This window comes from Rossellomorea vietnamensis (genome assembly GCF_008180615.1).
Lineage (GTDB): Bacteria > Bacillota > Bacilli > Bacillales > Bacillaceae_B > Rossellomorea > Rossellomorea vietnamensis_D.
The window spans coordinates 1-24,315 of sequence record NZ_VTEH01000023.1 but is presented as its reverse complement, the minus strand read 5'-3'; the positions used below and the strand labels follow the sequence as shown (position 1 = coordinate 24,315).

Annotated in this window: 20 protein-coding genes; 9 read left to right on the top strand and 11 right to left on the bottom strand. The window is 43.1% G+C overall.

The genetic code is table 11. The features are described 5' to 3' along the window. Positions 1 to 30: 30 nt before the first annotated feature. Complete coding sequence (locus FZC79_RS20705; RefSeq protein WP_148948574.1) at positions 31 to 939, top strand: ketopantoate reductase family protein; 909 nt, start codon at positions 31 to 33, stop codon at positions 937 to 939. 101 nt (positions 940 to 1,040) lie between these two features. Here the strand turns inward: FZC79_RS20705 and FZC79_RS20700 are convergent, their stop codons facing one another. Both FZC79_RS20700 and FZC79_RS20695 read right to left on the bottom strand, forming a co-directional pair. Next, positions 1,041 to 2,180 carry a glycerate kinase gene (locus tag FZC79_RS20700; RefSeq protein WP_148948573.1) on the bottom strand — a complete coding sequence of 380 codons (1,140 nt, stop codon included), beginning with the start codon at positions 2,178 to 2,180 and terminating at the stop codon, positions 1,041 to 1,043. Further along, a complete protein-coding gene (locus FZC79_RS20695; RefSeq protein ID WP_148948572.1) occupies positions 2,177 to 2,659 on the bottom strand; it encodes an NUDIX hydrolase in 483 nt (160 codons plus the stop codon). Before FZC79_RS20695 ends, FZC79_RS20700 begins: the two co-directional genes overlap by 4 nt. Before the next feature lie 711 nt (positions 2,660 to 3,370). Here FZC79_RS20695 and FZC79_RS20690 point away from each other — a divergent pair. Both FZC79_RS20690 and FZC79_RS20685 read left to right on the top strand, forming a co-directional pair. Continuing rightward, on the top strand, positions 3,371 to 3,727 hold the full coding sequence (locus tag FZC79_RS20690) for a hydrolase (protein WP_148948571.1): 357 nt from the start codon (positions 3,371 to 3,373) through the stop codon (positions 3,725 to 3,727). Between the two features lie 192 nt (positions 3,728 to 3,919). After that, positions 3,920 to 5,191: an ATP-binding protein gene (locus FZC79_RS20685; RefSeq protein ID WP_148948570.1), complete on the top strand. Its 1,272-nt coding sequence runs from the start codon at positions 3,920 to 3,922 to the stop codon at positions 5,189 to 5,191. A gap of 854 nt (positions 5,192 to 6,045) precedes the next feature. On the opposite strand, the gene FZC79_RS20680 is transcribed toward FZC79_RS20685, so the two are convergent. From FZC79_RS20680 to FZC79_RS20665, 4 genes are all read right to left on the bottom strand, one after another. Further along, positions 6,046 to 6,978: a manganese-dependent inorganic pyrophosphatase gene (locus FZC79_RS20680; protein WP_148948569.1), complete on the bottom strand. Its 933-nt coding sequence runs from the start codon at positions 6,976 to 6,978 to the stop codon at positions 6,046 to 6,048. Positions 6,979 to 7,085: 107 nt separating this feature from the next. Then, entirely contained in the window at positions 7,086 to 7,316 is a 231-nt protein-coding gene (locus FZC79_RS20675) for an excisionase family DNA-binding protein (RefSeq protein WP_148948568.1), read from the bottom strand. A gap of 251 nt (positions 7,317 to 7,567) precedes the next feature. Continuing rightward, complete coding sequence (locus FZC79_RS20670; RefSeq protein WP_252183419.1) at positions 7,568 to 7,912, bottom strand: CHY zinc finger protein; 345 nt, start codon at positions 7,910 to 7,912, stop codon at positions 7,568 to 7,570. Beyond that, a complete protein-coding gene (locus FZC79_RS20665; protein ID WP_148948567.1) occupies positions 7,902 to 8,240 on the bottom strand; it encodes a DUF962 domain-containing protein in 339 nt (112 codons plus the stop codon). The genes FZC79_RS20670 and FZC79_RS20665 overlap by 11 nt, the downstream gene beginning before the upstream one ends. Positions 8,241 to 8,512: 272 nt before the next feature. Between FZC79_RS20665 and FZC79_RS20660 the strand changes: the two genes are divergently transcribed. After that, positions 8,513 to 8,722: a hypothetical protein gene (locus tag FZC79_RS20660; protein WP_148948566.1), complete on the top strand. Its 210-nt coding sequence runs from the start codon at positions 8,513 to 8,515 to the stop codon at positions 8,720 to 8,722. Positions 8,723 to 8,803: 81 nt separating this feature from the next. After that, positions 8,804 to 8,938 carry a hypothetical protein gene (locus FZC79_RS23920; protein ID WP_262372128.1) on the top strand — a complete coding sequence of 45 codons (135 nt, stop codon included), beginning with the start codon at positions 8,804 to 8,806 and terminating at the stop codon, positions 8,936 to 8,938. A 1,092-nt stretch (positions 8,939 to 10,030) separates the two neighbouring features. Here FZC79_RS23920 and FZC79_RS20655 read toward each other — a convergent pair. Further along, entirely contained in the window at positions 10,031 to 12,727 is a 2,697-nt protein-coding gene (locus FZC79_RS20655; protein WP_148948565.1) for a GTP-binding protein, read from the bottom strand. A 424-nt stretch (positions 12,728 to 13,151) separates the two neighbouring features. On the opposite strand from FZC79_RS20655, the gene FZC79_RS20650 reads away from it, so the two are divergent. Further along, positions 13,152 to 13,454 carry a DUF5634 family protein gene (locus FZC79_RS20650; protein WP_148948564.1) on the top strand — a complete coding sequence of 101 codons (303 nt, stop codon included), beginning with the start codon at positions 13,152 to 13,154 and terminating at the stop codon, positions 13,452 to 13,454. A 55-nt stretch (positions 13,455 to 13,509) separates the two neighbouring features. Here FZC79_RS20650 and FZC79_RS20645 read toward each other — a convergent pair whose 3' ends face one another. Next, positions 13,510 to 14,553: a mechanosensitive ion channel family protein gene (locus tag FZC79_RS20645; RefSeq protein WP_252183418.1), complete on the bottom strand. Its 1,044-nt coding sequence runs from the start codon at positions 14,551 to 14,553 to the stop codon at positions 13,510 to 13,512. Between the two features lie 280 nt (positions 14,554 to 14,833). On the opposite strand from FZC79_RS20645, the gene FZC79_RS20640 reads away from it, so the two are divergent. Then, positions 14,834 to 17,890 carry an efflux RND transporter permease subunit gene (locus tag FZC79_RS20640; protein ID WP_148948563.1) on the top strand — a complete coding sequence of 1,019 codons (3,057 nt, stop codon included), beginning with the start codon at positions 14,834 to 14,836 and terminating at the stop codon, positions 17,888 to 17,890. A gap of 137 nt (positions 17,891 to 18,027) precedes the next feature. Here FZC79_RS20640 and FZC79_RS20635 read toward each other — a convergent pair whose 3' ends face one another. From FZC79_RS20635 to FZC79_RS20620, 3 genes are all read right to left on the bottom strand, one after another. Beyond that, positions 18,028 to 18,627 carry a response regulator transcription factor gene (locus FZC79_RS20635; protein WP_148948562.1) on the bottom strand — a complete coding sequence of 200 codons (600 nt, stop codon included), beginning with the start codon at positions 18,625 to 18,627 and terminating at the stop codon, positions 18,028 to 18,030. Positions 18,628 to 18,638: 11 nt separating this feature from the next. Further along, positions 18,639 to 19,760: a sensor histidine kinase gene (locus tag FZC79_RS20630; RefSeq protein WP_148948561.1), complete on the bottom strand. Its 1,122-nt coding sequence runs from the start codon at positions 19,758 to 19,760 to the stop codon at positions 18,639 to 18,641. A 454-nt stretch (positions 19,761 to 20,214) separates the two neighbouring features. Beyond that, positions 20,215 to 21,237 (bottom strand): fatty acid desaturase, encoded by a 1,023-nt coding sequence (locus tag FZC79_RS20620; protein WP_148948559.1) that lies wholly within the window; start codon positions 21,235 to 21,237, stop codon positions 20,215 to 20,217. A gap of 459 nt (positions 21,238 to 21,696) precedes the next feature. Between FZC79_RS20620 and FZC79_RS20615 the strand changes: the two genes are divergently transcribed. After that, a complete protein-coding gene (locus FZC79_RS20615) occupies positions 21,697 to 23,115 on the top strand; it encodes an NAD-dependent succinate-semialdehyde dehydrogenase (protein WP_148948558.1) in 1,419 nt (472 codons plus the stop codon). Positions 23,116 to 23,973: 858 nt separating this feature from the next. Further along, the coding region (locus FZC79_RS20610; protein ID WP_252183417.1) for an IS110 family transposase at positions 23,974 to 24,315 on the top strand (342 nt) is incomplete at its 3' end.

The window sequence follows — 24,315 nt, the reverse complement described above, 5'->3', positions numbered from 1 at the left end:
CTAAATTCTATAAAAAAGGAGAATGAAAACATGAAGATATTAGTAGTAGGAGCCGGCGCGGTCGGCGGTTATTTCGGCGGACGTCTTGCAGAAAAAGGAGAAGATGTGACTTTTCTTGTACGTGAACGGCGAAGGGAGCAGCTTGAAAAGTCCGGGCTCTCTATTCAGAGTGTTCATGGAAATATTGATGTGAAACCGAAAACTATTGTATCTGGTGATAACCCCATACCCTATGATGCTATTATACTATCTGTGAAAGCGTACCAACTGGAAAGTGCAATGGACAGCATTGAACCTTACGTCGGCAAGGAGACAATGATTCTGCCTCTGTTGAACGGAATGTACCATGTGGATACGCTGGTTGACAGATTCGGTGAGCATAATATCATTGGGGGACTTTGTTTTGTAGAGTCTACTTTGGATTCGGAGGGGCGTGTCGTTCAATCAAGTCCAATCCATGATGTGGTTTTTGGTGAGCGGACAGGGGAGAAAACTCCACGGATTTTAAAGCTGCAAGATGCCTTAAGCGGCACGAAAGCCAGCTTCACTCTCTCTGAAACAATCATTCAGGACATGTGGCATAAATATTTGTTTATAACGACTCTTTCTGGTGTGACTTCACTCTTCCGGGCCCCAATTGGTCCAATCAGAGAAAACAAAATCGGTTTGTCTTCTATCAAAAACACTCTGAGTGAAACCTCGGCTATCATGAGAAAACTTGGGGCTCCTATTGCGGATGATGTTGAGGCTAAGCAATTGGAAAAACTGAACAGCATGGGATTTGAGATGAAATCTTCCCTTCAAAGAGACATGGAAAAGAAACTCCCCATCGAAGCGGACCATTTATACGGATTTCTGCTTAAAGAGGCGGCGAAGTATGATATCCCTGCTCAGACTCTGCAAGTCATTTATGCGAATCTAAAAATTTATGAGAGCTAAAGGAAAGAGCAGGTTCTGTGATATACAGTCCTGCTCGTTTTTGGTTTAAGGTAACCTGAACGTTCAGGCTCTCTTAATAGACTGCTTACAAGGAAAGGGTCTCACCACGACCTCTGTATGAATAGCAGCCTCGCAATATTTTCCGCCGTTCTTTCAACATTTTCAGGTCCTCTTCTCAGTGCCTCCTCCAAACTCATCACACCGCTAACAATACAGAATGCACTGTTTATTCCATGATCAAAGATCTTTTCAAAATCTTTTCCCAGTTCACCGGCTATGGCAATGACGGGTTTATTATATTTTTTGGCATAGCGGGCAACTCCGATGGGAGCTTTTCCATGGATGCTCTGCCCGTCGATTCTGCCCTCACCAGTAATGATGAGGTCTGCATCGGCGACTGCTTCCTCAAACTGAACCATATCCAAAACCAGTTCAACCCCTGGCCTGAACTCAGCTTTAAGGAATCCTTTTGCCCCGGCTCCCATTCCTCCAGCCGCACCTGCTCCCGGGAAATCGAGAACATTTATTCCAGCCGCCTCACTAAGCTTCTGACCGAAATGAATCAAGTTGGCATCAAGCAATCGAACCATTTCTGAAGTGGCACCCTTTTGCGGTCCATATACATGGGATGCCCCTTCTGGACCGGCCAGGGGATTATCCACATCACATGCCACTGTGAACTCAATGCCTTTAAGCCTTGGTTGGAAGGAATTCATGGATAGAGAAGCTATTCTATCAAGTGTCCCCCCGACAGGAATGAATGTCTCACCATCCTCATTGAAAAACTTCACTCCCAAGGCAGCGGCCATTCCTGCTCCACCATCATTGGTAGCCGACCCTCCCAATCCGAGAATAATCTTATCCATCCCTCTGGCAATGGCATCTTTTATTAATTCTCCTGTACCAAAAGAAGTAGCCGTAAGCGGGTTTCTATTTTTTATAGGAACATGCTGGAGACCGGAAGCAGCTGCCATTTCAATAACCGCCGTCCTGCCATCTCCAAGAACCCCATAATACGCATTCACCGGTTTTCCATGTGGACCGGTGACCTCTATATCAACTAGCATGCCATTTGTGGCGCTGACCAGTGCATGTACGGTCCCCTCCCCTCCATCCGCAATGGGGATTTTGTGGACACAAGCTTGCGGAAAGACTTTCCGGAAACCCTTTTCAATAGAATTACAGACTTCCATTGCTGTCATACTTTCTTTGAATGAATCAGGAGCAGCCACTATTTTCATTTATCCTTCTCCAGTTTGATTTTAGAGTCTCTTTTTTGCAGAAATTCATCGAGTACTTCACGATGGCTCTTAACGATATAACCGGGTAGCTCTTCTCTATAAAAATAGTTACATTGAATAGATTCTTCCTTGTCCACCTTAAGGACTCCGTTTACTTCAGCAGTACTATAAGCAATTGTTACAGAATAGAACTGATCACCATTTGCTGCTACGATAAAGTAATTTTTTCCGGAGTACACATTTATCAGGTCCAGCTTCCCTACTTTCAGACCCGTTTCTTCCAAAACCTCGCGGCGTGCGGTGTCTTCTGTGGATTCACCAAGCTCCATCAACCCTCCAGGCAGCCCCCATGCTCCTTCCGGATGTCTTCTCTGTTGAAGCAATATCCTTCCTTCTTTATCTAAAATCACTACCACTGCACCAGTTAAAATTAATGGCTTCTTTCCAACAAGTGTCCTGATATCCTCTATGTATCCCATTAGATAACCACCTCTGTATGAGCAATAACTTTTGTTTCCCTTTCAGTTTACAGTAATTTGGAGGCTGGTTCAGAAAATTGTGGTAACGAAATCTAACAAACCTCCAAGCTCTTTCTATTTATATTGCTCTTTTCGTAAACTTTGCTGCTATTTGATATAATTCCGAAGAGATATCAATAGCAAGTAGGAAAAATACGGTAATATCGAAAAGAAAAAAACTCCTCTTCCTCGATAAGAGGTAAAACTCTTGGTATCCAGGGATAACCGAAAACAATAATATATGCGAAAATAGACATTTATATTTATACAATGATAGTGAAGGAGGACAGATTCAGCTGGCTCCTGACAGTTCTTCTGGATCTAAAGTCTCCAGAACGTACTTTGCCAACTTTGATGAGTTTGAATTCAGATTTTTGCCGTCAGATGACAGTATCCTAATTTCACTATGGGGACTGGACGCCAACGGACAGCTGGCCGGCCCTCACAGACTCGTAAACAACGAACTGACCAGGTTTAGTTCTGAAATCTTATCCCTTCCAGGGGCGGACTCTCTTAAATGAATCTGCCCTCTTTTTTTCATTATAAAAGCCTGAGTATACGCTTCCCTCGTTTAGATATCAGAAAATAGAGGTATCTATACATAATAAGACTATTATTTCGTAATAAGTGCTTACATGAAGCACGAACATATAAATCCAAGGAGGCAAAAGAATGGAAGAGAAACGATCGTACTATGTGGATATGACAAGCGGGGATATCTTGGAGGAGCCTTCCTTTGAAGAAAGTTCGGGGCTGCACATTTTAGCGACTCCGGAAGAGAGAACGGAATTGAAAAAATTTTTTAACGACAACTACGATGATGATGTTTCTACCTTTTTCCGTTCCCATATCCCGTTCAAGCAATATCATGACGACCCCCAGGATGCCAATTATGACAGATCGCTGCAAAAAATATATTCCAAGATTTATAAATTGGGAGACGCGGAGACAAAACGGCATATCGAAAAAATCGGAGTACTGGACGAGCATAAGCCGCATGTGCGGGATGATATTGAAAACCTTAAATAATATTAAAAAAACGCCCTGGCCTGACACGCTTGGGCGTTTTTCATTTCTATAAGGTGGTATTAATCTTTCAAAATGATTGTTCAAATCCCCAATGATTGGTATGCTAAAAAACAAATGAGTATAGATTTAAGCAGACCGCTTACTGCAGCGACTATACCTATCCAAACTGATCATATAGCTGGAGGATCGTACTTGATTATATTAATTAAGACTTTATTGGTCAATATAACCATCCTGTTTTCATTTACCTTCAATGCAAATATTTTCTTTCCCTTTCAGCCCCAGCAGCAGCTGGAGCTGAAACAGAAGATCTCATATGGTTTCATCGGATCATTGGGTGCATTGTTTTGTATGTTTTACCCAATCGAGACCTTAGGGGCCACACATTTTGACTTACGGATGATTGCCATCATGATTACAACCATTTATGGAGGGGTGATCTCAGGCAGCATGGTCCTTCTGGTTGTATGCATAACCCGGTATCTTATCGGTGGACCTTATGTCATTATTGGGCTTGCTGTTTCCATTATAGCTTTCGCCACAGCACTAGTTTTCCGCAGAGTGCTCTTAAGGACACGGTATAAATTACTGGTCAGTGTCTTGATACTTACAATTTACTCGGTTATTTATATCACAATCATTTTTTTCACAGTCACCATGCTGAATCTTTCTTTCTATATCATTTACTTCAGCACCTTCTATATAACCTTCATTTCTTTGGTATTGATTATTGAAAAGCTGATCAAAACCAATGCTCAGATTGAAGAAATGGTCTATCTTGATAAATTGAATATGGTCGGGCAGATGGCTGCATCCATTGCACATGAGATCAGAAACCCGCTCTCAACTGTAAGAGGGTTCATTCAGCATCTGAGCGAAGGGACTAAGGATCAAGAATTCAAGAGGTTTTCACCGCTCATTCTTGAAGAATTGGATCGGACAAACAAAATCATCACCGACTATCTCAACATCACCAAGCCTGAGAAATTTCATCTGTCATCCATAAATCTCTCAAGGGTGATCCAGTCGAGTGTTGACCTTCTCAGGCCTTTTGCTGCCTACTCAAATACATCGATTCTATTCGAGGCAGAAAATGATTATCACATCCAAGGCGATGAGCACCATTTAAAACAGGCAATCATGAATGTCATTAAGAATGGGATTGAATCTACTGAAAACGAACGCGGTACAGTTACAATTGACATTCAATCCGGCAGCACATCCGATATGTTGGAAATCCTTATTTCAGACGATGGTACCGGGATGACGCCGGAACAGCTAAGCAAAATCGGATTGCCTTTTTACACAACGAAAACCAAAGGAACCGGTCTCGGCAGTATGGTCACGAACAAAATCATCCGGGAAATGCACGGAAAAATTGAATACGAAAGCCAGCTGGACAAAGGGACAGTCGTACGGATCACTCTTCCTTTGCATGAGGATGGAGAAAAAGCGGATTCTTAGTGAATTCGCTTTTTTCTATAAGGCTGTTTCCGCAAAGATTGTGGCTGTTTTAAAAGTAATGGATTTCCACTCCTTCTACGTAAGAGGGGAGTAGGATAAATTAGCATTTAAAAGCAACAATCATTTAGAAAGGTTTTCTTCAAATATTGTTTCTTTTAGAAGAATCCCCAAGATACGGGATTTCCCCGGATACGAAGGTTCTCTCTTTAACATGGGGAAAGCAGCTCTTTTCTGACTTGCTTACCAGGGTAGTTCCAGTGAATGTGACGTCACCTTACGAAATTCATACCAAATAGCAACAAAGTTTACGAAAAGAGCCTTCTATAAAGAACGGATTTTCAGTTTCTCCCGTCCTCCCTCCATAGTCCTAAGCCCGTTTGGTATAAGAATACTGCCCGTATTTGGACGGGAACTTGAAGAAATCTAATACTACTATGCCTTGGACAGCCCGCGGTGCACTATCAACGAAATCAAAGGCTCTATCAACGAAACTTGACCTTCTATCAACGAGTTTCGCTCTCCTATCAACGATATGTGTACATCTATCAACGAAAATCAGTATTCTATCAACGAATCAACTCTTTTACGCAGTTCACAGCAGCTTTCATCATCTGCGCTGACAAGTGTTTTTCCACCAACCCAGCGCAAACGACATTTTTTGAATTCTTTCATGCCGCTGAGTTTTTGCATTAAAAAATACTGACTCAAAAGGCTTAATAAAAATAGAATTAATTAATTAATTGAGTGTTGAAAACACTCATCAACCATGCTCATTGATCTCGTCTCTGCACCTTGATTACTTGCTGAAAGCCTATAGAAAAACCGGCAGCCAAAGGCAGCCGGTTCTTTCTATATTACATATTCTTCAGCGTATCTGTCAGTACAGGCACGATTTGTTTCTTACGGGAAACAACGCCCTTCAGTATAGCTGTATTGTTGTTCAGCTTTACATCATAAGCTTTTTCTACAGCTTCAGTTTTTTCGCCTAATGCAAGCGCAACTGAATCGCTGTTAAGGATATCAGTAGTCACAAACAGGAATAGATCCAAGTCTTTTTCTGAAATCGTCTTGGAGATGGCTTCTTCCAGCTCGCCTTGGCGCTGAAGGACTTCATCCGTGTCCACGGCGTTTACCTGTGCCACTTCTACTTTATAGCTTCCCATCTGGAACTCTTTGGCATCCAGGGAAATCAGGTCTGCTGACGTCTTATCCCCTAAGCTCGCTCCCGCTTTAAGCATTTCAAGTCCGTACTCATCAGTATCGACGCCGGCAATTTCAGCAAGTTCGCGTGCTGCTTCCACATCTTCTTCTGTACAAGTAGGAGATTTGAACAGAAGGGAATCAGAAATGATCGCAGACAGCATCAATCCTGCCATCTCCTTGCTGATGCTCAAGCCTTTTTCTTTATAAATTTTATTCAAAATCGTCGCCGTGCAGCCAACTGGCTCAGCACGGTAGTATAATGGATCGCTTGTTTCAAAGTTTGCGATTCTGTGGTGATCGATTACTTCAAGGACCCTTACCTCATCAATATCATCAGCGCTTTGCTGGCGCTCATTATGGTCAACAAGGATGACTTCCTTCGCTTCTGCTGCCACTTTTTCAACAAGACGGGGAGCTTCGACTTTGAAATGGTCAAGAGCATATTGCGTTTCTCCGTTGATTTCACCGAGGCGGACCGGTTCAGCATTCATACCCAATTGTGTTTTCAAGTCTGCGTACACCAGGGCAGAACAGATTGTATCTGTATCAGGGTTCTTATGGCCAAAAATCAATACTTTTTCCATTATGACTCTCCTTTAAACTTTGTTTATGGGATCGAATAAATTCACCATCAAATCATAACATACGACAGTATTTTATCATATTTGGGATGGCATGTCCTTAAAGCAATTCAATCCTCATCCTTAATATCCGGGTCTTCAGGGATCGGCTCATTCTGCCATTGATCAAATAGCTTTTTATAGATTTCCAGCTGCTCATGATAGTTTTGAAAGTTCTCTTTATTCACAAGGTACTGCTCACCATCATGTACGGCTTTGATTTTTTTCTGTTTAATCAACGTTTCAATATATGTTTCGGGAAGCGACAGATAGTCTGCTATTTCTTTTACAGTTAAATACATGGTTTTCACCCCTATGGTCTAAAATTCACTGAATCTTATCGCAGTTCCGGCACTGCTATTTCTCAATTTTAACATACTGGAAAGACAAGCCTTGCTCATTTACAGTCTTTCAAACCATTGGATAAAAAACTGACAAGACAATGAACTAAATAATTGCCTTTTGAGGATGTGTGCTGAAGCTGGCCGCGAATGAATATATAATCTCATACATCAAAAAAAAAAGACTGAGACCGGCTTTCCCGACCTCAATCCTAAACTTCAAAATATAAATGATAGTGAAGAGCACAGCCTGAATTAAAAACAGCCCTGCACTCCGGACAGCTTGACTCTCCATTCATATACTCGTCAATGGTAAGCTCATGCCCGCATGATCCGCAAAGAACCGCCTTTTCGTCTCTCTGCTCCATTCCCCATACTTCCACAGGGTGATCTGCTGTTTCCTCGTGGCATAAATGACACGGATAATAAATACCGCAGCATTTAAATTTTATCGCAATGATGTCTTTATGTGTATGATAGTGCCTGCATCTTGTTTCTCCATCAACCTGAATCCCTTTTACCCTGTGGCCTTTGATCGCAACCGAATTACTTTGCACTTGTTCTCAGCTCCGGATTCTTATCCATCTCTTTTTGAAGCTGCCCAAATAAAATCAAACGGTACATGCGAAAGTCTGCTCTAAGTGACCAGACCGGATGACCGAATGTAGCAGGCTTGTTTCCTTCTATAAAAAAGTGGCTGATCCATGCAAAGGCGTACGCAGTAACCGGAGCCAGCAAAAGCAGCCAGAAATTCAGTGTGAAAACCGTTAAAAGGATAAAGACAAATACAAAGCTCGTTCCGACAAAATGCCATGCCCGCGTTGAAGATTTGCTGTGCTGTGAAAGGTAAAACGGCCAAAACTCTTCATAACTTTTAAAATCCAAATCGTTCTTCCTCCTTTTTTGAAAGCGCTTACTATACTCATTCGGCATAAAGCCATCGATTCCTTTTTCTTTCCCTCTTACAAAAGGCCAATTTCTAAATTTTTGCTGCCCTTCGCTATTAAGCCCGCAAAAACACCAGCATGGTTTACTGCAATTCCCCAATGCCAGCAGAACACCTTCCCTGAAACAAAGGTGACATTATTATAACAAAAATCAAGATCAAGAATAACTGCCCAACTATATTCGAATCCTAGAAAAAAGGAGATGAAATCATGCCAAACGAAAATCAAAATCAGCATTCACAAACAACTCCCCACTTTGACGGTCTAAATGAAACTGTCGTCAATGACAACAAGGGTGCCCAAATGGGGGTAACCATCGATACAAAACAAGATTTCGCCCGTCAAGAAAATCCTTTTCCTATCCAACTTCAAGAGGACAAGAAAATGAAAAAATTAGATTCCCTGATCAAAGGTGAATAATACCTGGATGGTGAATGAATTTTCTTTAGACTCATTTAGAATTGTCAGCTTCGCCATCTCAATGAAAGGATGTGCTACTACATGACTGATTGGAACGAGCAGGCAGCACCCAACAATAACCTGGGCTCAACTGCTTTCAAAAAAGCTTTGTCCCCAAATCCGAAAACAGATTCTCTGAAAGAAAAGGATAAACAGAAAAGGAATGATCAGCGGTAAATACGAAATAGGCGATTTGATTGATCTGGGTACATGTTTCATCACACAAGAAACCACTCATGTACCCACACTCCTCTTCTGGATACATATCTCTCGCCAAAAACCACCTCTCATGTATCCACACCTCTCTTCTGGATACATATCTCCACTCAAAAGCCACCTCTCATGTACCCACACTCCTCTTCTGGATACATATCTCTCACCAAAAGTCCTCACTCATGTATCCACATCCTTCTTCTGGGTACATGTCTCGACTCAAAAGCCACCTCTCATGTACCCACACTCCTCTTCTGGATACATATCTCAACTCACGATAGACCACTCATGTATCCACACTCCTCTTCTGGATACATATCTCTCACCAAAAGCCCTCACTCATGTATCCACACTCCTCTTCTGGATACATATCTCTCACCAAAAGCCCTCACTCATGTATCCACATCCTTCCTCTGGGTACATATCTCTCACCAAAAACCCTCACTCATGTATCCACACCCTGCTTCTGGATACATATCTCTTCTCAAGAGAGACCACTCATGTATCCACAACTCTCTTCTGGATACATATCTCTCACCAAAAGCCCTCACTCATGTATCCACACCCTTCTTCTGGGTACATGTCTCAACTCACGATAGACCACTCATGTATCCACACTCCCTCTTCTGGATATTCAGGGCCGTAGGAAAGACAATGATTTGTGTTGGAATTTTGGGTTACTTCGGTCGGGAGCTAAAGATATGAGGCTTGACTTGACCGATATCGAGGTTACTTCGGTCTGGAGCTAAAGATATGAGGCTTAACTTAACCGATATCGAGGTTACTTCGGTCGGGAGCTAAAGAAATACGGCTTGACTTAACCGAAACCGAGGTTACTTCGGTCGGGAGTAGAAGAATGCGGCGCAGCGTGACCTTCTCTCCGGGTTAATTGACCCCGAGTGGCTAGGCGCTGGCGGTGGATCACACTGTAAAAAGTATCCATAAAGAATAATTTTAAAATTTCTAAGAGACAAAAAAAAGGACGAAATCATAGAGATTCCGCCCATCAATGACATCCTTTTACCTATAGCCGTTCGTCATGAGCCGGGTCGTCACTTAAACATTTGCAAGGGAGGGCTGTTTGTTAGTTGTGTAAATCAACTCATATTGACGCTGCCTGATGTTGAAGAGTGTCAATGGATCCTTGACAGTTTCAGGGTTAGCCTTGAGGGTGCTCACTTCAAACTCATTGTCAGCAATCAGATTCTTCGTGTCCTCTGAGGTTTGCTGCAGTTCTGCCAGCGGTCCCCTGAAGAAGATGGATACGTCTCTTTCAATGGATTGCTGAAACAGCTCAAATTGTCCCATGAACCTTTGCATTACACGCAGTGCGGTATCTTCATAGCTTTCGTTCTCAATGAACCTCGTGTATTGCTGATGAAGCATTTGTTTGTTCTGGCCAATGGAACCGAAGAGTTTCCCGACACTTTTTAACAGCACCTGAGAGGGGTTGCGGCGGAGCAGGATATTGACATTATCTTTCATGACCTTGCTCGTCATCCTGTCAGCATCGCGCCTCCAGTCATTCAGTACCTTAAAGTCGCAAAGCAGCTCAAGCCTTTCTTCCCGGTACATCGCATTAAAACTGTCCCGCATTTCCTCAAGGTGAAGCTGCCCGTTTTCAAGCTCTTCTTTGGAGAAGGAAATCCACTCATCCAGGTTTTCCCGGAGCTTCGGCATAGCTTTTTCATTCAGATACACTTCAATTCTTTTATTCATCTCTTCATTAAGAGACAGATGGAGTGTCCTGAAATCACTTTCTTCGTTGACATAATCACCGCATTTTTTAAGGAGCTTCGGAAGATCCTCCATGATTATACCCTGAACCTCGCTTGTTTTTTCTACAAAAGCGTTCTTAATCGCGGCCGCCTTTTCAACTTCGATGTCTTGAAGCTGCAGTCTGGCTCCATTCAGTTTCTTTTCCATATCTTTATTCCATTGGATGGAGTCTATAAGGTTATTTTCCCTGTCCACTCTCTGTCTTAAGAGATCCTTCAGAATATCTTTGACAAAATATAAAAGCTTCTCTGTTCTTTCCTCCTCGGAAGGAGCAGTGAAATGGAAACGGGCCACAGCAGACAAATCTTCAGATGAAGAAGCCTGAAACACTTGTGCATCAGGGAAGTATTTTCCGAGCAATGACTTTGTTTCAGAAATTGTTTTGTCCGGTACTATCCCATGTTTAACAGACAGCAGGACATTCACTTTCAAGCCAGGTTTTTTTTCTTTAAGCTTGACCAGCCCCTGGAAGATAGATTCTGTCAGCCGCTTCTCTCCATCAATGACGTATAAAATGCTGTCAGACATATTCAGCACGCTGGCGCCGGTCACATTTGAAGCCAATATGAGAGCCAGGCTGTTCTCCTGCAGGAAAGCTGCCGGCTGTTCATACTGAAGCCATACGGATCCTGGCTGGCGGAGAAGCATCGATTCTTCGAGAAATTCTTCTTTGCTGCCGAGGGCTGTGATTCCGTTTTCTGCTATCCTTCTAAATTCTGTTCTATTATTATTCTTCAGGAGAACAGGTGTGGACGGAAGCTCAGTCAGTATATTTTCTCCTGTAATGCGCTGAACCAGGGAGAAGATTTCCTCTTCTGACGAACCTGTAACCAGCAGCCGGTGCACCTCTGTATTTTTCAGTTCAGTCATTATCCATTGGTGCCTTTTATCAATGCTGACTTCATGCTGGTTTGTCCAATGTGCAACTTCATCCAGCAGAGCCATTGCTGCTGTAAATCCATCCTTTTTCGAATCAGTACTGTTGATCAGTTCTCTCGCTTTTCGTACTGCCCAGCCCTCAATGCTTTTAGGAAACATCTCTTCCCAGGAAAGCAGTGCAGATGCAGCATAGACAGCATGGGGGGTATCTGTAATCTTCACCCAGGCCATGAGAAGGCCGGGAACAACCGGGCTGAGGGACTTTATAAAGCGGCCGCTGTTCATCAGGGTGTCAAAGGTTCCCTTATAAAGCGGTGAAAGCTCATGCCATCGGTCTTCCTTTTTCGTCTCAATATCGAGGATGAGCAGGTTCACCTTCGTAATCCATTCATCAAACATTTCACTTCCGCTGTAGCTTTTCCAAAGAGAAGTGATCGACTGTTCAAACAACTGTTTATCAATTGTTGACAGGGTGAAGAGCATTTCCATGAAATAGGCAGGCATGATATCCCGGGTTACACCCGCATTGACATACCCTTTCAGTATTTCGAACCAGCGAAGCTCCTCTGTCCTGATTGCTTCATTCACAGCAAGCTCTGTGGCGCTGTGCCAATCTTCGTTCTCTTCAAAAAAACGTTGAGCAATCAACGTTACATCCGGATAATCCGGATTCATCGAGACGGCGTTTTTAATTACGGCATCCGCATTGACTACATTTTCCTGCTTGATATACAGCGAGAACAATTGAAGGGCTACCTCAGCTTTCAGCGAAGAGCACTCTGTCTGGACAGACTTGTAGACCCCTTCAGCTGTGGAGAGCTGACCCAATTCAAAGAAAGCATCTGCTGTATTTTTTTGAGCCCATCCTGCCAGTTCGTTATGGATATTTTCCCATTTGAATATGGCCGCTTCATAATCTTTATGATGGAAATACACTTCACCCTGAGCAAAGCGGATATACGATAAATCAGCAATCTCCTTTTGCTGTTCCTCAAGGTGGGCTTCCCCCAGAACGGCAATGGGGTGTTTTCCTTCTTTCTCTTTCATGAATTCTTCATAAAATGTCTTTTGTATGTATTGTTCCTCAGTTTTCATGACAATCCTCCGCTAAGTATATTCTCGTATATACTTTTCCAGTTACTTTATTTTATCAAACTTCCGCTTAGGAAAGATTGCAATTTTACAACAATTTTCACCTTATATGTAATATTCTTTGCATAATGCATAATTTTTCATTCCATATCGCCAAAGGGCAGATTTCTTTTTAGTTATCCTGATCAATTTCCTTCAGATTAAAGGAAATCAGTTAAGGGAGTGCGAGCTGACTTAACCTTCTGCTTATTTGGCTTTCCCTTTTCCCCTTAACGAATCAGAGGCTGCCTGCAGATGGTATTGAAAGGAGATTCCTGTTTTGGCTTTGTGTTTTCAACGTTAACATGACTTACCAGCAAAGCATATGGTTATTTAAATGGAATCCATCCATATTAAGAACACACACCGGAAGAAAGGAGGTAATAGTATGGCGTTTATATCCAGGGAACAGTTAATCAATGAACTTCAAACAGCCTTCCCATCCCTATTAGAGGAGTATGGTTTGGAAAATATCGGCATATTCGAGGAAGAAGGCCAAAAGGATCAATATTATTTGGGATATACAGTGAAAAAAGATGGAAATGCCTATATGATCCATCTTCCTTATAAGAAAGATCATGACGGAGGGTTGGAACCCGCATCGGACCAATGGACCATTGAATCTGATGACCCCGAATCAGCTGACACAACAGGATTTGACAGTATGGAAGCTGCATTGAGAGAGATATAGTCGAACGTCTTCAAGTTTGTGCCAGATCTTCACATGATTGTTTCTCAGTCACCCCTCACTCTTGAAATCCTGCATTCGCAGCCGGCGCGAGTTCTATTTTATTCTCCTGGAATATCTTTGCGATGGCATGCCGAAGATCACTTTCAACTTTTTCTTTTATCTGAAAGTTGGTAACCGGGATCAGCACAAGAAAGTCCAAGGCCTGGTTTTTAAAATTGACAAATCGAATATCAGGAGGGGGGCTGTCCAGAATCCCCTCAGCATCCTCCCTTACCTTTTGGACTGCTTCCTCAAGAAGTCCCTCGATTTTCTTGGTATCCATTCTATAACTAACACTGACATTAACCTCTGCACTCATTGCGACATTGGAGCGGTTTCTCACAATCTGCTCTATAAAATATTGATTTGGGACAATCAATGTTCCTTCCTTCGCTGTCCTGATAATCGTAGAACGCAGGCGGATCTTTTCCACCCTGCCATTTTTTCCATTAACCTGTATCACTTCTCCTACTTCAATCGGCCGCTCAAATAAAATGATCACACCTGATATAAAGTTACCGGCGATGTTTCTCATTCCAAACCCAATTCCGATTCCCAGCACACCAAGGACTGCCGCGATGGCTGTAAGATCCAATCCGACAGTTGTCAAGCTGATGATCACCGCAAGGATCATCACCGTATAATAAATGATTCTATTAAAGGTATAACCTAAACCTGTTTCGATTTCATAATACTCATACACAGGTTTTAATACATAAAGGGTGAATATTTTTACCAGCCTGTGGGCCAATGACACAATCATGAACGCCACAAGGATCAGGAAAAATGATACATCCACTCCTCCTTGGGAATAGAGCGTGTAGGTCATCCACTCTTCTCCCCAGAAGTACAGCAGGAACAGGAGCAGCGCACTGTAAAAACTCAGCCAATTTACGACCGAGCGGGCAGTGGCTGCCGTCTTTCCGTTTACTCCGGCATTTCGTTTTTCTATGTAATCAGCAGCCCTTTTGAGAATAAAATTCCCCATTATGATTAGCCCAAGAAAAGCAAGGAACCATATCAAATTGATTTCTGATAATTGACTCATAACCCTATCCATTTGTTTTCACCCTGACTTTTTAAAGATCTGATTGCTTTCTCTCTTAATACCCTATTTCAAGCCTGTCACACTCCTGCCTATTGGTGATTCTAAGGCTGAGGTCTTAGTTTTTTTATGTCTTGCGCTTGATTTGTAAGTTTATTGAATGAGTTACAATAAATCAGGAAGGATTTACCTGTTTTCTAGAGAATCTTTACTATCGGCAGTTGAAGATTTTTTTCCAAAGGAGGCAGGTAAACAAGGGTTTTACAGTTGAAGCAGTTGAAAAAGGAGAGGTAGTATGAAGCTGATGGAGTTCATTGTTAAGAAGAAGATTTTGGTAGGATTGATATCTGTGCTGGTGGTCCTGTTCGGCAGTTATGCGGTCTTGGACCTGGATAAAGAACTGATGCCCCCAATGCAGATGGATGGTGCGTATATTGAGGTGAATGCAGAAGAAAAGTCTGCAGCAGAAATTGAACGCACCATCACCACCCCTTTAGAACAAAAGATACAAGGCGTGGAAGGTGTTGAAAAAATTGAGTCAACAACCAATATAGGGAGCAGTTCCCTGCAGCTGACCTTTTCAAGAGGAAAAGGCGAGGAAGTTTATAAAGAAATAGAGTCGATTGTGAATGCCTCAGCATCCGAGCTGCCGGGAATCGAGGATATTGTGTCAGGACAGTACGGAGCCAGCCAAAGCTTTGAATTCTTCATGGACGTATCCGGCGGCGATATGGAGCAGATGACGGCTTTTGCTAAAGACATTCTTGAACCCCGATTGGAAGAGCTGCCAGAGGTCAGGGATGTTGATTTGTCAGGCATCGTTGAAAATGAAGTAGCCATTGAGTTTAACCGCGGGGAAATGACAAAACGAGGTTTGGACATCAACCAGGTGGCTGGTGTTATCAGTGAAGCCGGAAGTGAAGCGACTCTTGGGGAACTCAGTGCAGATACCGATTCTCCTGCCCTCCGCTGGAATACCAAACTGGAAAAGGTAGAGGACATTGAAAACATTCAAATTCCTGCAGCATCAGGCTTCATTGCTCTAAAGGACATTGCCGAAATTACATTACAGCCTTCCCAGAATACATCTCCGGTTTGGAAAGATGGCAGCAAGGATCTTATCTTTGTGCAAGTCGGCAGAGTTTCGGATGTCTCGCAAATTGAGATGGCTGACGCAGTCAGGGCCGAAATAGAAGACATCCGGAAAGACAAACTAGTGACTGGTTTTGAACTAAATGAAATGGTGGCTCAAGCCGATTATGTTCAAGACTCCATCGATGGTGTGGCAAGCAATATTCTCATTGGAGCTGCCATTGCCTTTGCCATCCTGCTGATCTTCCTGCGCAACATCAGAGCCACCATCATCGTCGGAATATCCATCCCTACCTCTGTGCTGCTGACCTTTGCGGCAATGTGGATCTTCGACTACAGCCTGAACATGCTGACGCTGATCGGCCTGGGGCTTGGCATCGGAATGATGGTCGACTCCTCAATCGTTATACTGGAATCAATTTATAAGAAAAAAGAAAGCGGACTTCTAAGGTTGGACGCGGTTATTCAAGGAACAAAAGAGGTTGCCTCAGCCGTCATCGCCTCCATGCTGACAACGATTGTTGTATTTTTGCCAATCGGACTTCTTGGCGGTGAGATGGGACAGTTCATGATCATGCTGTCTGCCGTCGTCGCCTTTACTCTAATCAGCTCCGTTTTGGTCTCTTTCACCTTGATACCGGCTCTTTCAGAGAACTTTTTGAAAGCCGGCAAGAAGAAGCGTGAGAAAAAAGAAAGTCGTTTCATGCGTTCATACAGCGGGGCCGTATCATGGATTGTTAAGAAAAAACGGTATAGTTTTGCTGTCATCTCTGCCTTCTTCCTGGTGTTTATCAGCTCCATGTTTCTCGTGACAAAAATCCCAATGACCATCATGCCGGATGTATTCAACCGCTATGCAGAATTGCTGATTGACTTGGAAACAGGCATCGATCCGGAGGACAAAGAGAAACTCATCGCTGACATGACAGAAGAACTTTCTTCCATTCAGGATGTGGAATCCAGCTACATCATGGATAACGGAAGCATGCTTTATACCGTCATCAACATGACAAAAGAAGATGACATCACAGCAGAACAGAAAGTTGTGAACGAAGAGATTTTCAAGAAGCTTCGCGCCCTAGAAAAAAACCACCCCGTCGAAAGCGTTCAAAGTGCCATGTCGGCTGGCGGAGGCTACCCTGTCCAAGTAAACATACAGGGAGAAAGTTTTGAAGGGCTTAAATCCGTTACGGATGACTTTGTAAAAGACCTTGAGAAAATCGATGGAATTGTCGGTGTAACAAATTCCATGGAACGAACTTCACTTGAACAGGAAATCATTTTAAAAGAAGAAGCAATAGAAAAAGCCGGTTTGAACAGTTCTATGATCCAGCAGTTCATCAGCCAGGCTTTCATTAAAAGGCCAATTGGCGAAATGAGCCTGGATGGAGAAATTATTCCCTTGGCAGCCCAATGGGATGAAAAAATCAATACAGAAAACGCCCTTTTGGATATGACCATCCAAACACCAGAAGGCGGAAAAAAATTATCCTCCTTCATCGAACTGAAGGGAATCAACACACCAAATGAAATCAGCCATGTAGACGGGGAAAGATTCCTATCGGTTTCTGCCGATATTGAAGGAAAAGACCTGGGAGCGGTGAATCGTGAAGTTCAGAAGCTGATCAGCGATTTCGACTCCCCTGCAGGATACTCCGTGTCCATTGCAGGCGATTTGGAACAGCAGCAGGAACTGATGAAGGAAATGCTGCTTATCCTGGGCATCTCCATCTTCCTTGTTTACCTTGTCATGGCAGTCCAGTTCAATCACCTGGCCCATCCGATCATTGTAATGTCCGTCATACCGATGACGTTTACCGGCGTGATCCTTGGCTTGTTCCTCACTCAAAGGGAATTAAGCGTTATGTCCGGAATGGGGATCGTCATGTTGATAGGCATTGTCTTAAATAACGCAATTCTCCTGATCGATAGAACAAATCAGCTTCGAAATGAAGGATATTCAGTTGAAGAAGCATTGATCGAAGCAGGAAAAAACCGCATCCGCCCCATCTTCATGACGACATTGACGACCGCCGGCGGAATGCTTCCACTTGCGCTTGCATCCGGCACATCCGGTAACTATCAGGCACCAATGGCTACTGTCATCATTTCCGGGCTGATGTTCGCTACATTCATCACCCTGCTATTGATACCGGCGGTTTATCGTTTGTTTACAACGATGAGCTTCAGCTTCAGTTTTAAAAAGAATCGTAGAAAACGCAAAGCTGCGGCATTGAAAGAAACAGAAGCCGTAAGCTGATTTACATGAGAAATGCCCTTTCCAAACCGGAAAGGGCTTTTCTGTATAGGTCATTTATGACAATTTACTGCCATCAATCTTCATAGATTTGAAAATTGATCATCCGACAAATAATGACAAATACCGGGGAGTGACTGTCACCGGAACCAGCCTTTCTCCTTCGATTGAGTAATGGCCTCTATCCGGTTTTTAACCTGCAGTTTATCAAGGATGGTGGAGATATAATTCCGGACAGTACCTGTTTTGATGCTGAGCTCATCAGCAATTTCCTTAGTGTTCTTTCCATCGGCCACCAATTCAAGCACTTCTATCTCCCGGACAGTCAATGGATTTCCTTCCCCATAGGCATCCTCTATGAGCTCTGGTGCATACATACGCTTTCCTGCCATCACGCTCCGAATAGAATTGGCCAGGTCTTCACTCGGACTGTCTTTTAGAAGGTAGCCATCCACTCCGGCTTTTAAAGCACGTTGGAAATAACCGGCCCGGGCAAAGGTTGTTAATATAATGATCTTGCACCCGCTGCCCTTCAGTTCTTCGGCTGCATCCAGGCCTGTTTTTCCCGGCATTTCAATGTCCATTATACAGATGTCAGGCTGGAATTTTTGAACAAGGCTCAATGCTTCTTCACCATTGGATGCCTTCCCGACTACTTCCATATCATCTTCCAAATCAAGTAAAGAGCCAAAGGCCCCTAGCAGCATCTGCTGATCTTCAGCAATGACGATTTTGATCACTGTAATTCCCCCTATTCGGCCTGTTTGACATCGTTTGGTACGGTGATGACCAGCGTTGTTCCTTTTTCTTTAAGTATCTCCATATCTCCATTTATAAATTGCAGCCTTTCCCTCATACCTACAAGTCCAAGGCCCTTCCTTTCTTCCTGGCCTGGATTTCGGAAATTCCCATTATCTTTGATCACCATGACGATTTCTTCCCATGATTGATCGATCCTTATTTCACAAGCCGTTGCTCCGCTATGCTTAACAATATTCGTCACAGCTTCCTTTAAGCACATGCTCAGGATATTTTCTGTCAGGAGGGACACGTTTTTCAGGTCGAGCTCCTTGACGCCGGAAAATTCGATTTCGGCCGTCTTCAAAATTTTCGTCACAGTGATGAGCTCATCTTCCAGACGGATTCCCCTCATGGAAGAGACCATTTTCCGCACCTCATTCAAAGCTGTACGTGCAGTCTGCTGCACATCTTTTAATTCATCTTTTGCTCTTTCAGGATCTTTATTGATCAACTTCCGGGCTAGGTCACTTTTCAATCCGATCAGAGATAATTTTTGGCCGAGCGTATCATGAAGGTCGCGGGCAATCCTCTGCCTCTCTTCAAGCTTGCCCAATTCGGAAATCCTTTTGTTCGCATCCTCGAGTTTTTCTTCCAGCTGCCCGCGCTCTTTCCGGTTATGAATATTGAACGGAAGAAGAATTACGCTGATCCAAATAATGATGACAAATGGAAACTGTTTTATGAAGAAAGCCTCATCCTGGATTATGGTAATGTTAATCGAAACAGTGGTACTGAGCAGATGGGCAAAGTACAAAATCAAAAAGGTTTTACGGTCCCTGATGTTCCCGATATAATGCGCCAGAAAAAAAGCAAAATACACATAACTGAACAGTGATGTGGACGCAGTGGAAATTGCAATTAAGATAAAGGTCCAGAGATAGACCAGCCAGCCTTTTGAAAAGAAAGCGAGTTGATAAAAAACAAAAAATAGAATAGTCAAGATGATCCCGCTGACAATGACAATCATGGAGGAGGATTGAAATATAAAGTAAAACGGGAGGATATACAATATAATCCATATATACGGGGAAACCCCGCTGTTGCGCTGAAACTCCAAATACCTTTTAAACATTAGAGAACCTCATTTTTTCGTATCTTTATTCTTCTTACATCTTATCCTTTTTGCCATAACATTTCCATAACTAAAAAGCGGAAGCGCCTTGATCAGCCCAGACAGGCAAATGTTCTTTGAAGAAAAAAAGGCTGTCTTTCCTTTTATTCTCCAGGGGTTATTTGACCCCAAGGGGCTGGACGTTGGACGTCACAAACACAACCCGTTTCCCTTCCGAAACATTTCTTTTTACCAAGGCTGTTTTCACATCTATTGCTGCTTTCGGATATCCCAGGATACTAAGAGTTATCTCTTACTGGGGAAGAGCTGCTCTTTTCTTTTCGTTATCACCGTATTTTTTTCTTCTTGAGAGTGATATTTCTTCGGAATTAGTATCAAATAGAAACAAAGTTTACGAAAGGGGGCCTTACAAAACAAATACGATCCAGCGGTTAAGCTGGATCGCACGAATAACTCAGTCTGACACTGTCATATTTTCTACTTTTGAAGCAGCCTTGAGGTCCTTAAAGCGGACGAACTTTTTGTTAGTTTCATCCCATAATTTGAACTTCAATGAACTTATGCTTGTACCAAGAGTGATCGTCGGTACGTGCTGCAGGGATTCATTGCTCCGGTGAGCCTCTTCAAGTTTGTAATTAGGGACTCTCGGTGCAAGATGGTGTACATGGTGAAAACCAATATTGCCGGTAAACCATTGAAGGATTTTCGGAAGCTTGTAAAAGGAACTGCCCTCTACAGCAGCCAGCACAAAATCCCACTCCTTATTTTCCTCAAAGTAAGAATCCTCAAAGGTATGCTGCACATAGAATAACCAGATTCCCATAATTCCAGCTATATAGAAGATCGTTCCGTGTACCAGCAGGAATGCCTGCCATCCGACAGCCAAGCAAAGCACTGTTACGATTGCGGCAATAGCTGCATTCGTGATGTAGGTATTGATGCGCTCTTTCTTTCTTGCCCCTTTTCGATTAAAGCGGTTGGTAATCAGAAATACATAAATCGGTCCCAGCCCGAACATCACAAGAGGATTGCGGTATAGACGATAGGAGACCTTCGTCCAGAAGGATGCATTTTTATATTCATCTACCGTCATCATCCAGATGTCACCCGTTCCGCGTTTGTCCAGATTCGAACTCGTCGCATGATGAACAGCATGATCATGCTGCCATTGATAAAATGGGAAAAGAGTAATAATCCCCGTGATAGTACCAATAATCTGATTCGCCTTCCTTTTCTTGAAAAAAGAGTAATGGCAGCAATCATGAAATATAATGAAGATACGCGTCAACAAACCAGCACCGACCACCCCAATGAGCAGTGTTAGAAGGTAGGAGACAGAAAGACTTATGTAGGCTAGAATCCAAACGGAAATGAACAGGGCCAGAGTTGTTGCAAGCTGAAAGACACTTTTAGCAGTCTCCGAACCTTCAAATGGTGAAACTTGTTTTCTCAATAAATTTGTCTTTTGTTTAGTCATTGTTTCTATTCCTTTCACACTTTTTATTTAATCTCTTTCTCAATAGAAGAAAGTAATAATGACAGAGATACAGGTGATACCGAAAAGAATTATAGGTATTACAGGCCGCGTGACCAGTATAAATCCCCTTTACGGAGATTTCGGCTGATTTTCTTCTTTAGCATGAACAATTTTTCCAGTGATTATTTCTTTTTTTCATTTTGGTGATTCCGCTATTAAAACAGCTGAATCTCGACACGACAGTGTTTGGTCGTATGTCAGGCAGCATTTTATATAGCAAACTCGTTACCCGTTTCGAAAAACTAAAATTCTTTTACCCCAAATTTAGGCTGTTTCAAACCTACCTGCCTCAGGACTTATTCCTGTCATCTCGTTTTTCCACATTGATATAATGGAAGTGAAGTATCCACGAGTCGTGCCCGCGAAAGAATTATGAATTTATTTCAGGAGGCGTTAGTTATGGAGAAATACATGATGAGAATTAATGGAGAGGAGGCGGGCCAAGGGCTCCCTGCAATCGAGGTCCAGAATCCTGCTGACTCAAAAGTGATTGCAACCGTTCCAGACGGAGGAAGAGATGAAGCGGAGGCGGCCGTCGATGCAGCACATTCGGCTTTCAAGGAGTGGTCCGGCTATTCTGCTTATGAACGAAGTCAGCTCCTATTTAAATGGCATGAACTTATTGAAAAAAACAAAGATTATTTGGCAAAGACCATGACCATGGAGCAGGGAAAACCACTTAAGGAAGCTGCCGGAGAAATTAGTTATGCAAATGGGTTCATCTCCTGGTATGCAGAAGAAGGTAAACGGGTTTACGGAGAAACCATCCCTGCTACTCAAAGAAATAAGCGGCTTTTTGTGCAAAAGCAGCCGGTGGGTGTGGTGGCCGTAATTACTCCATGGAATTTTCCTGCCGCCATGATTACCAGGAAAGTTGCCCCTGCCCTGGCCACTGGATGTACAGCGGTTATAAAACCGGCAGAACAAACACCGCTGACTGCACTGAAGCTGGTTCAGCTTGCTGAAGAGGCAGGAATACCAAAAGGAGTACTCAATGTGGTGACCGGCGATGCCAAGGAGATCGGTGAAGCCTGGCTTTCCGACACCCGGGTACGTAAATTAACCTTCACTGGGTCGACTGAGGTCGGCAAGCTCTTGATGAAAGGCTCGGCTGAAACGGTGAAAAAGGTGTCATTGGAGCTTGGCGGCCATGCACCTGTCCTCGTCCTGGATGACTGTGACATCGACAAAGCGGTGGACGGCGTTATTGCAGCCAAGTTCAGAAATGCCGGCCAGACGTGTGTCTGCTCGAACCGCATCTACGTACACGAATCCATAGAAGAACCTTTCACAAAAAAGCTGGTCGAAAAAGTAAAGCAGTTAAAAGTAGGAAACGGATTGGAAGAAGGAGTGGATATCGGCCCACTTATTGATACAGCCGCGGTAGAAAAAGTGAAGAAACACTTGGAAGATGCCCTTAAAGCAGGAGCAGTCCTTGAGTATGGCGGAAACCAAGAGGAAGGATTGTACTTCGGTCCGACGATCATTTCCAAGGTAAAAGATTATATGCTCTGCATGACCGAGGAAACATTCGGCCCACTGGCTCCCATCACAACCTTTTCATCCATAGAGGAAGCCATCCAACGTGCAAATGATTCTATCTATGGTTTGGCCGCTTATGTTTTCACTGAAAATATCACAAAGGGCATTACTGTTTGCGAAGCCCTCGAATACGGAATTGTCGGTTTGAACGACGGAATGCCTTCCACTCCGCAAGCACCTTTCGGAGGTTTCAAGCAAAGCGGACTTGGACGCGAAGGCGGACACCATGGGATTGAAGAGTATCTTGAAGTAAAATATATTTCACTGGGGTTATAGACTCTCACTTAGTTTTGTGTGAGCTGGTTTTCTTGAGTGTTTAACTTTCACGAGTATATTAGGGGAGTTAGTGTGGTTGGGGGGTAATCGTACCATCTTCTTTACTGCACTCTCTGTTAATGGTACGTTTCCTTGCTTATCGTGCCATTATCTTTGCTGCACTCGCCGTTGATGGTACGTTTCACTGCTAATCGTGCCTTTATCTTTGCTGCACTCGCCGTTGATGGTACATTTCCTTGCTTATCGTACCATTATCTTTACTGCACTCGCACTTAATGGTACGTTTCCTTGCTAATCATGCCATTATCTTTACTGCACTCGCACTTAATGGTACGTTTCCTTGCTTATCGTACCATCAACTTACACTTTCTCGAAGATAATGGTACGTATGAGACCCAGCCTGCTCAGCATGAAAGCTGAACAGGCTGGGCCTCTCTTTTTATCATAGATTAAATCAAAGGAGTAGCAAATTACATTAATTTTGAGACTCCTTCTTTGTTGATTTAACGGTATTCTCGCAGGTAAATCTGCTCAATTGGCGGTACGATGCATCCTAAATAGCAAATGACGGAACTTTTTGTTGTTCAAAATTTGTGGCACAATTTCCTATACACTTTCAATTCTAATATTAGCATTAAGGAGCGTTGTACATTATAAAAAATCTAGCAATGATTTGATTGGAACGGAAGGTGCGTGACCTCCTGCGGGACTAGCGTGACAGGTGAGACCCCACAGGCGAAGCCGAGGAGCATTCCTGTTTATAAACTTTTAGAGGTCTTGAAAAAGAAAAAGTCCTCTTGTATGATGCATGAGTGTCAACGACCAAATCGAAACTCACTACCATACAGGAGGACCATAATGAATCGTAATATGAATCACAAAATTAATCAAGTCTCTGAAGACACCCTGGTCATTGGAATCGATATTGCCAAAAAGAAACACTTCGCATGTGCGATGGATGATCGTGGTCGTGTTTTACAAAAGTCTTTTCCATTTTTTCAATCACAAGCTGGATTTGAACAGCTGGACAAAAGAATTCAATCTCTACAAGCTTTACATGAAAAATCAAAGGTTATAGTGGGCTTTGAACCCACCGGACACTACTGGATGAACTTAGCTGCGTATTTGGTCGACCAGCACATTCAGTTTGTCATGGTGAACCCTATGCATGTGAATAGAACGAAAGAGTTAGATGATAAC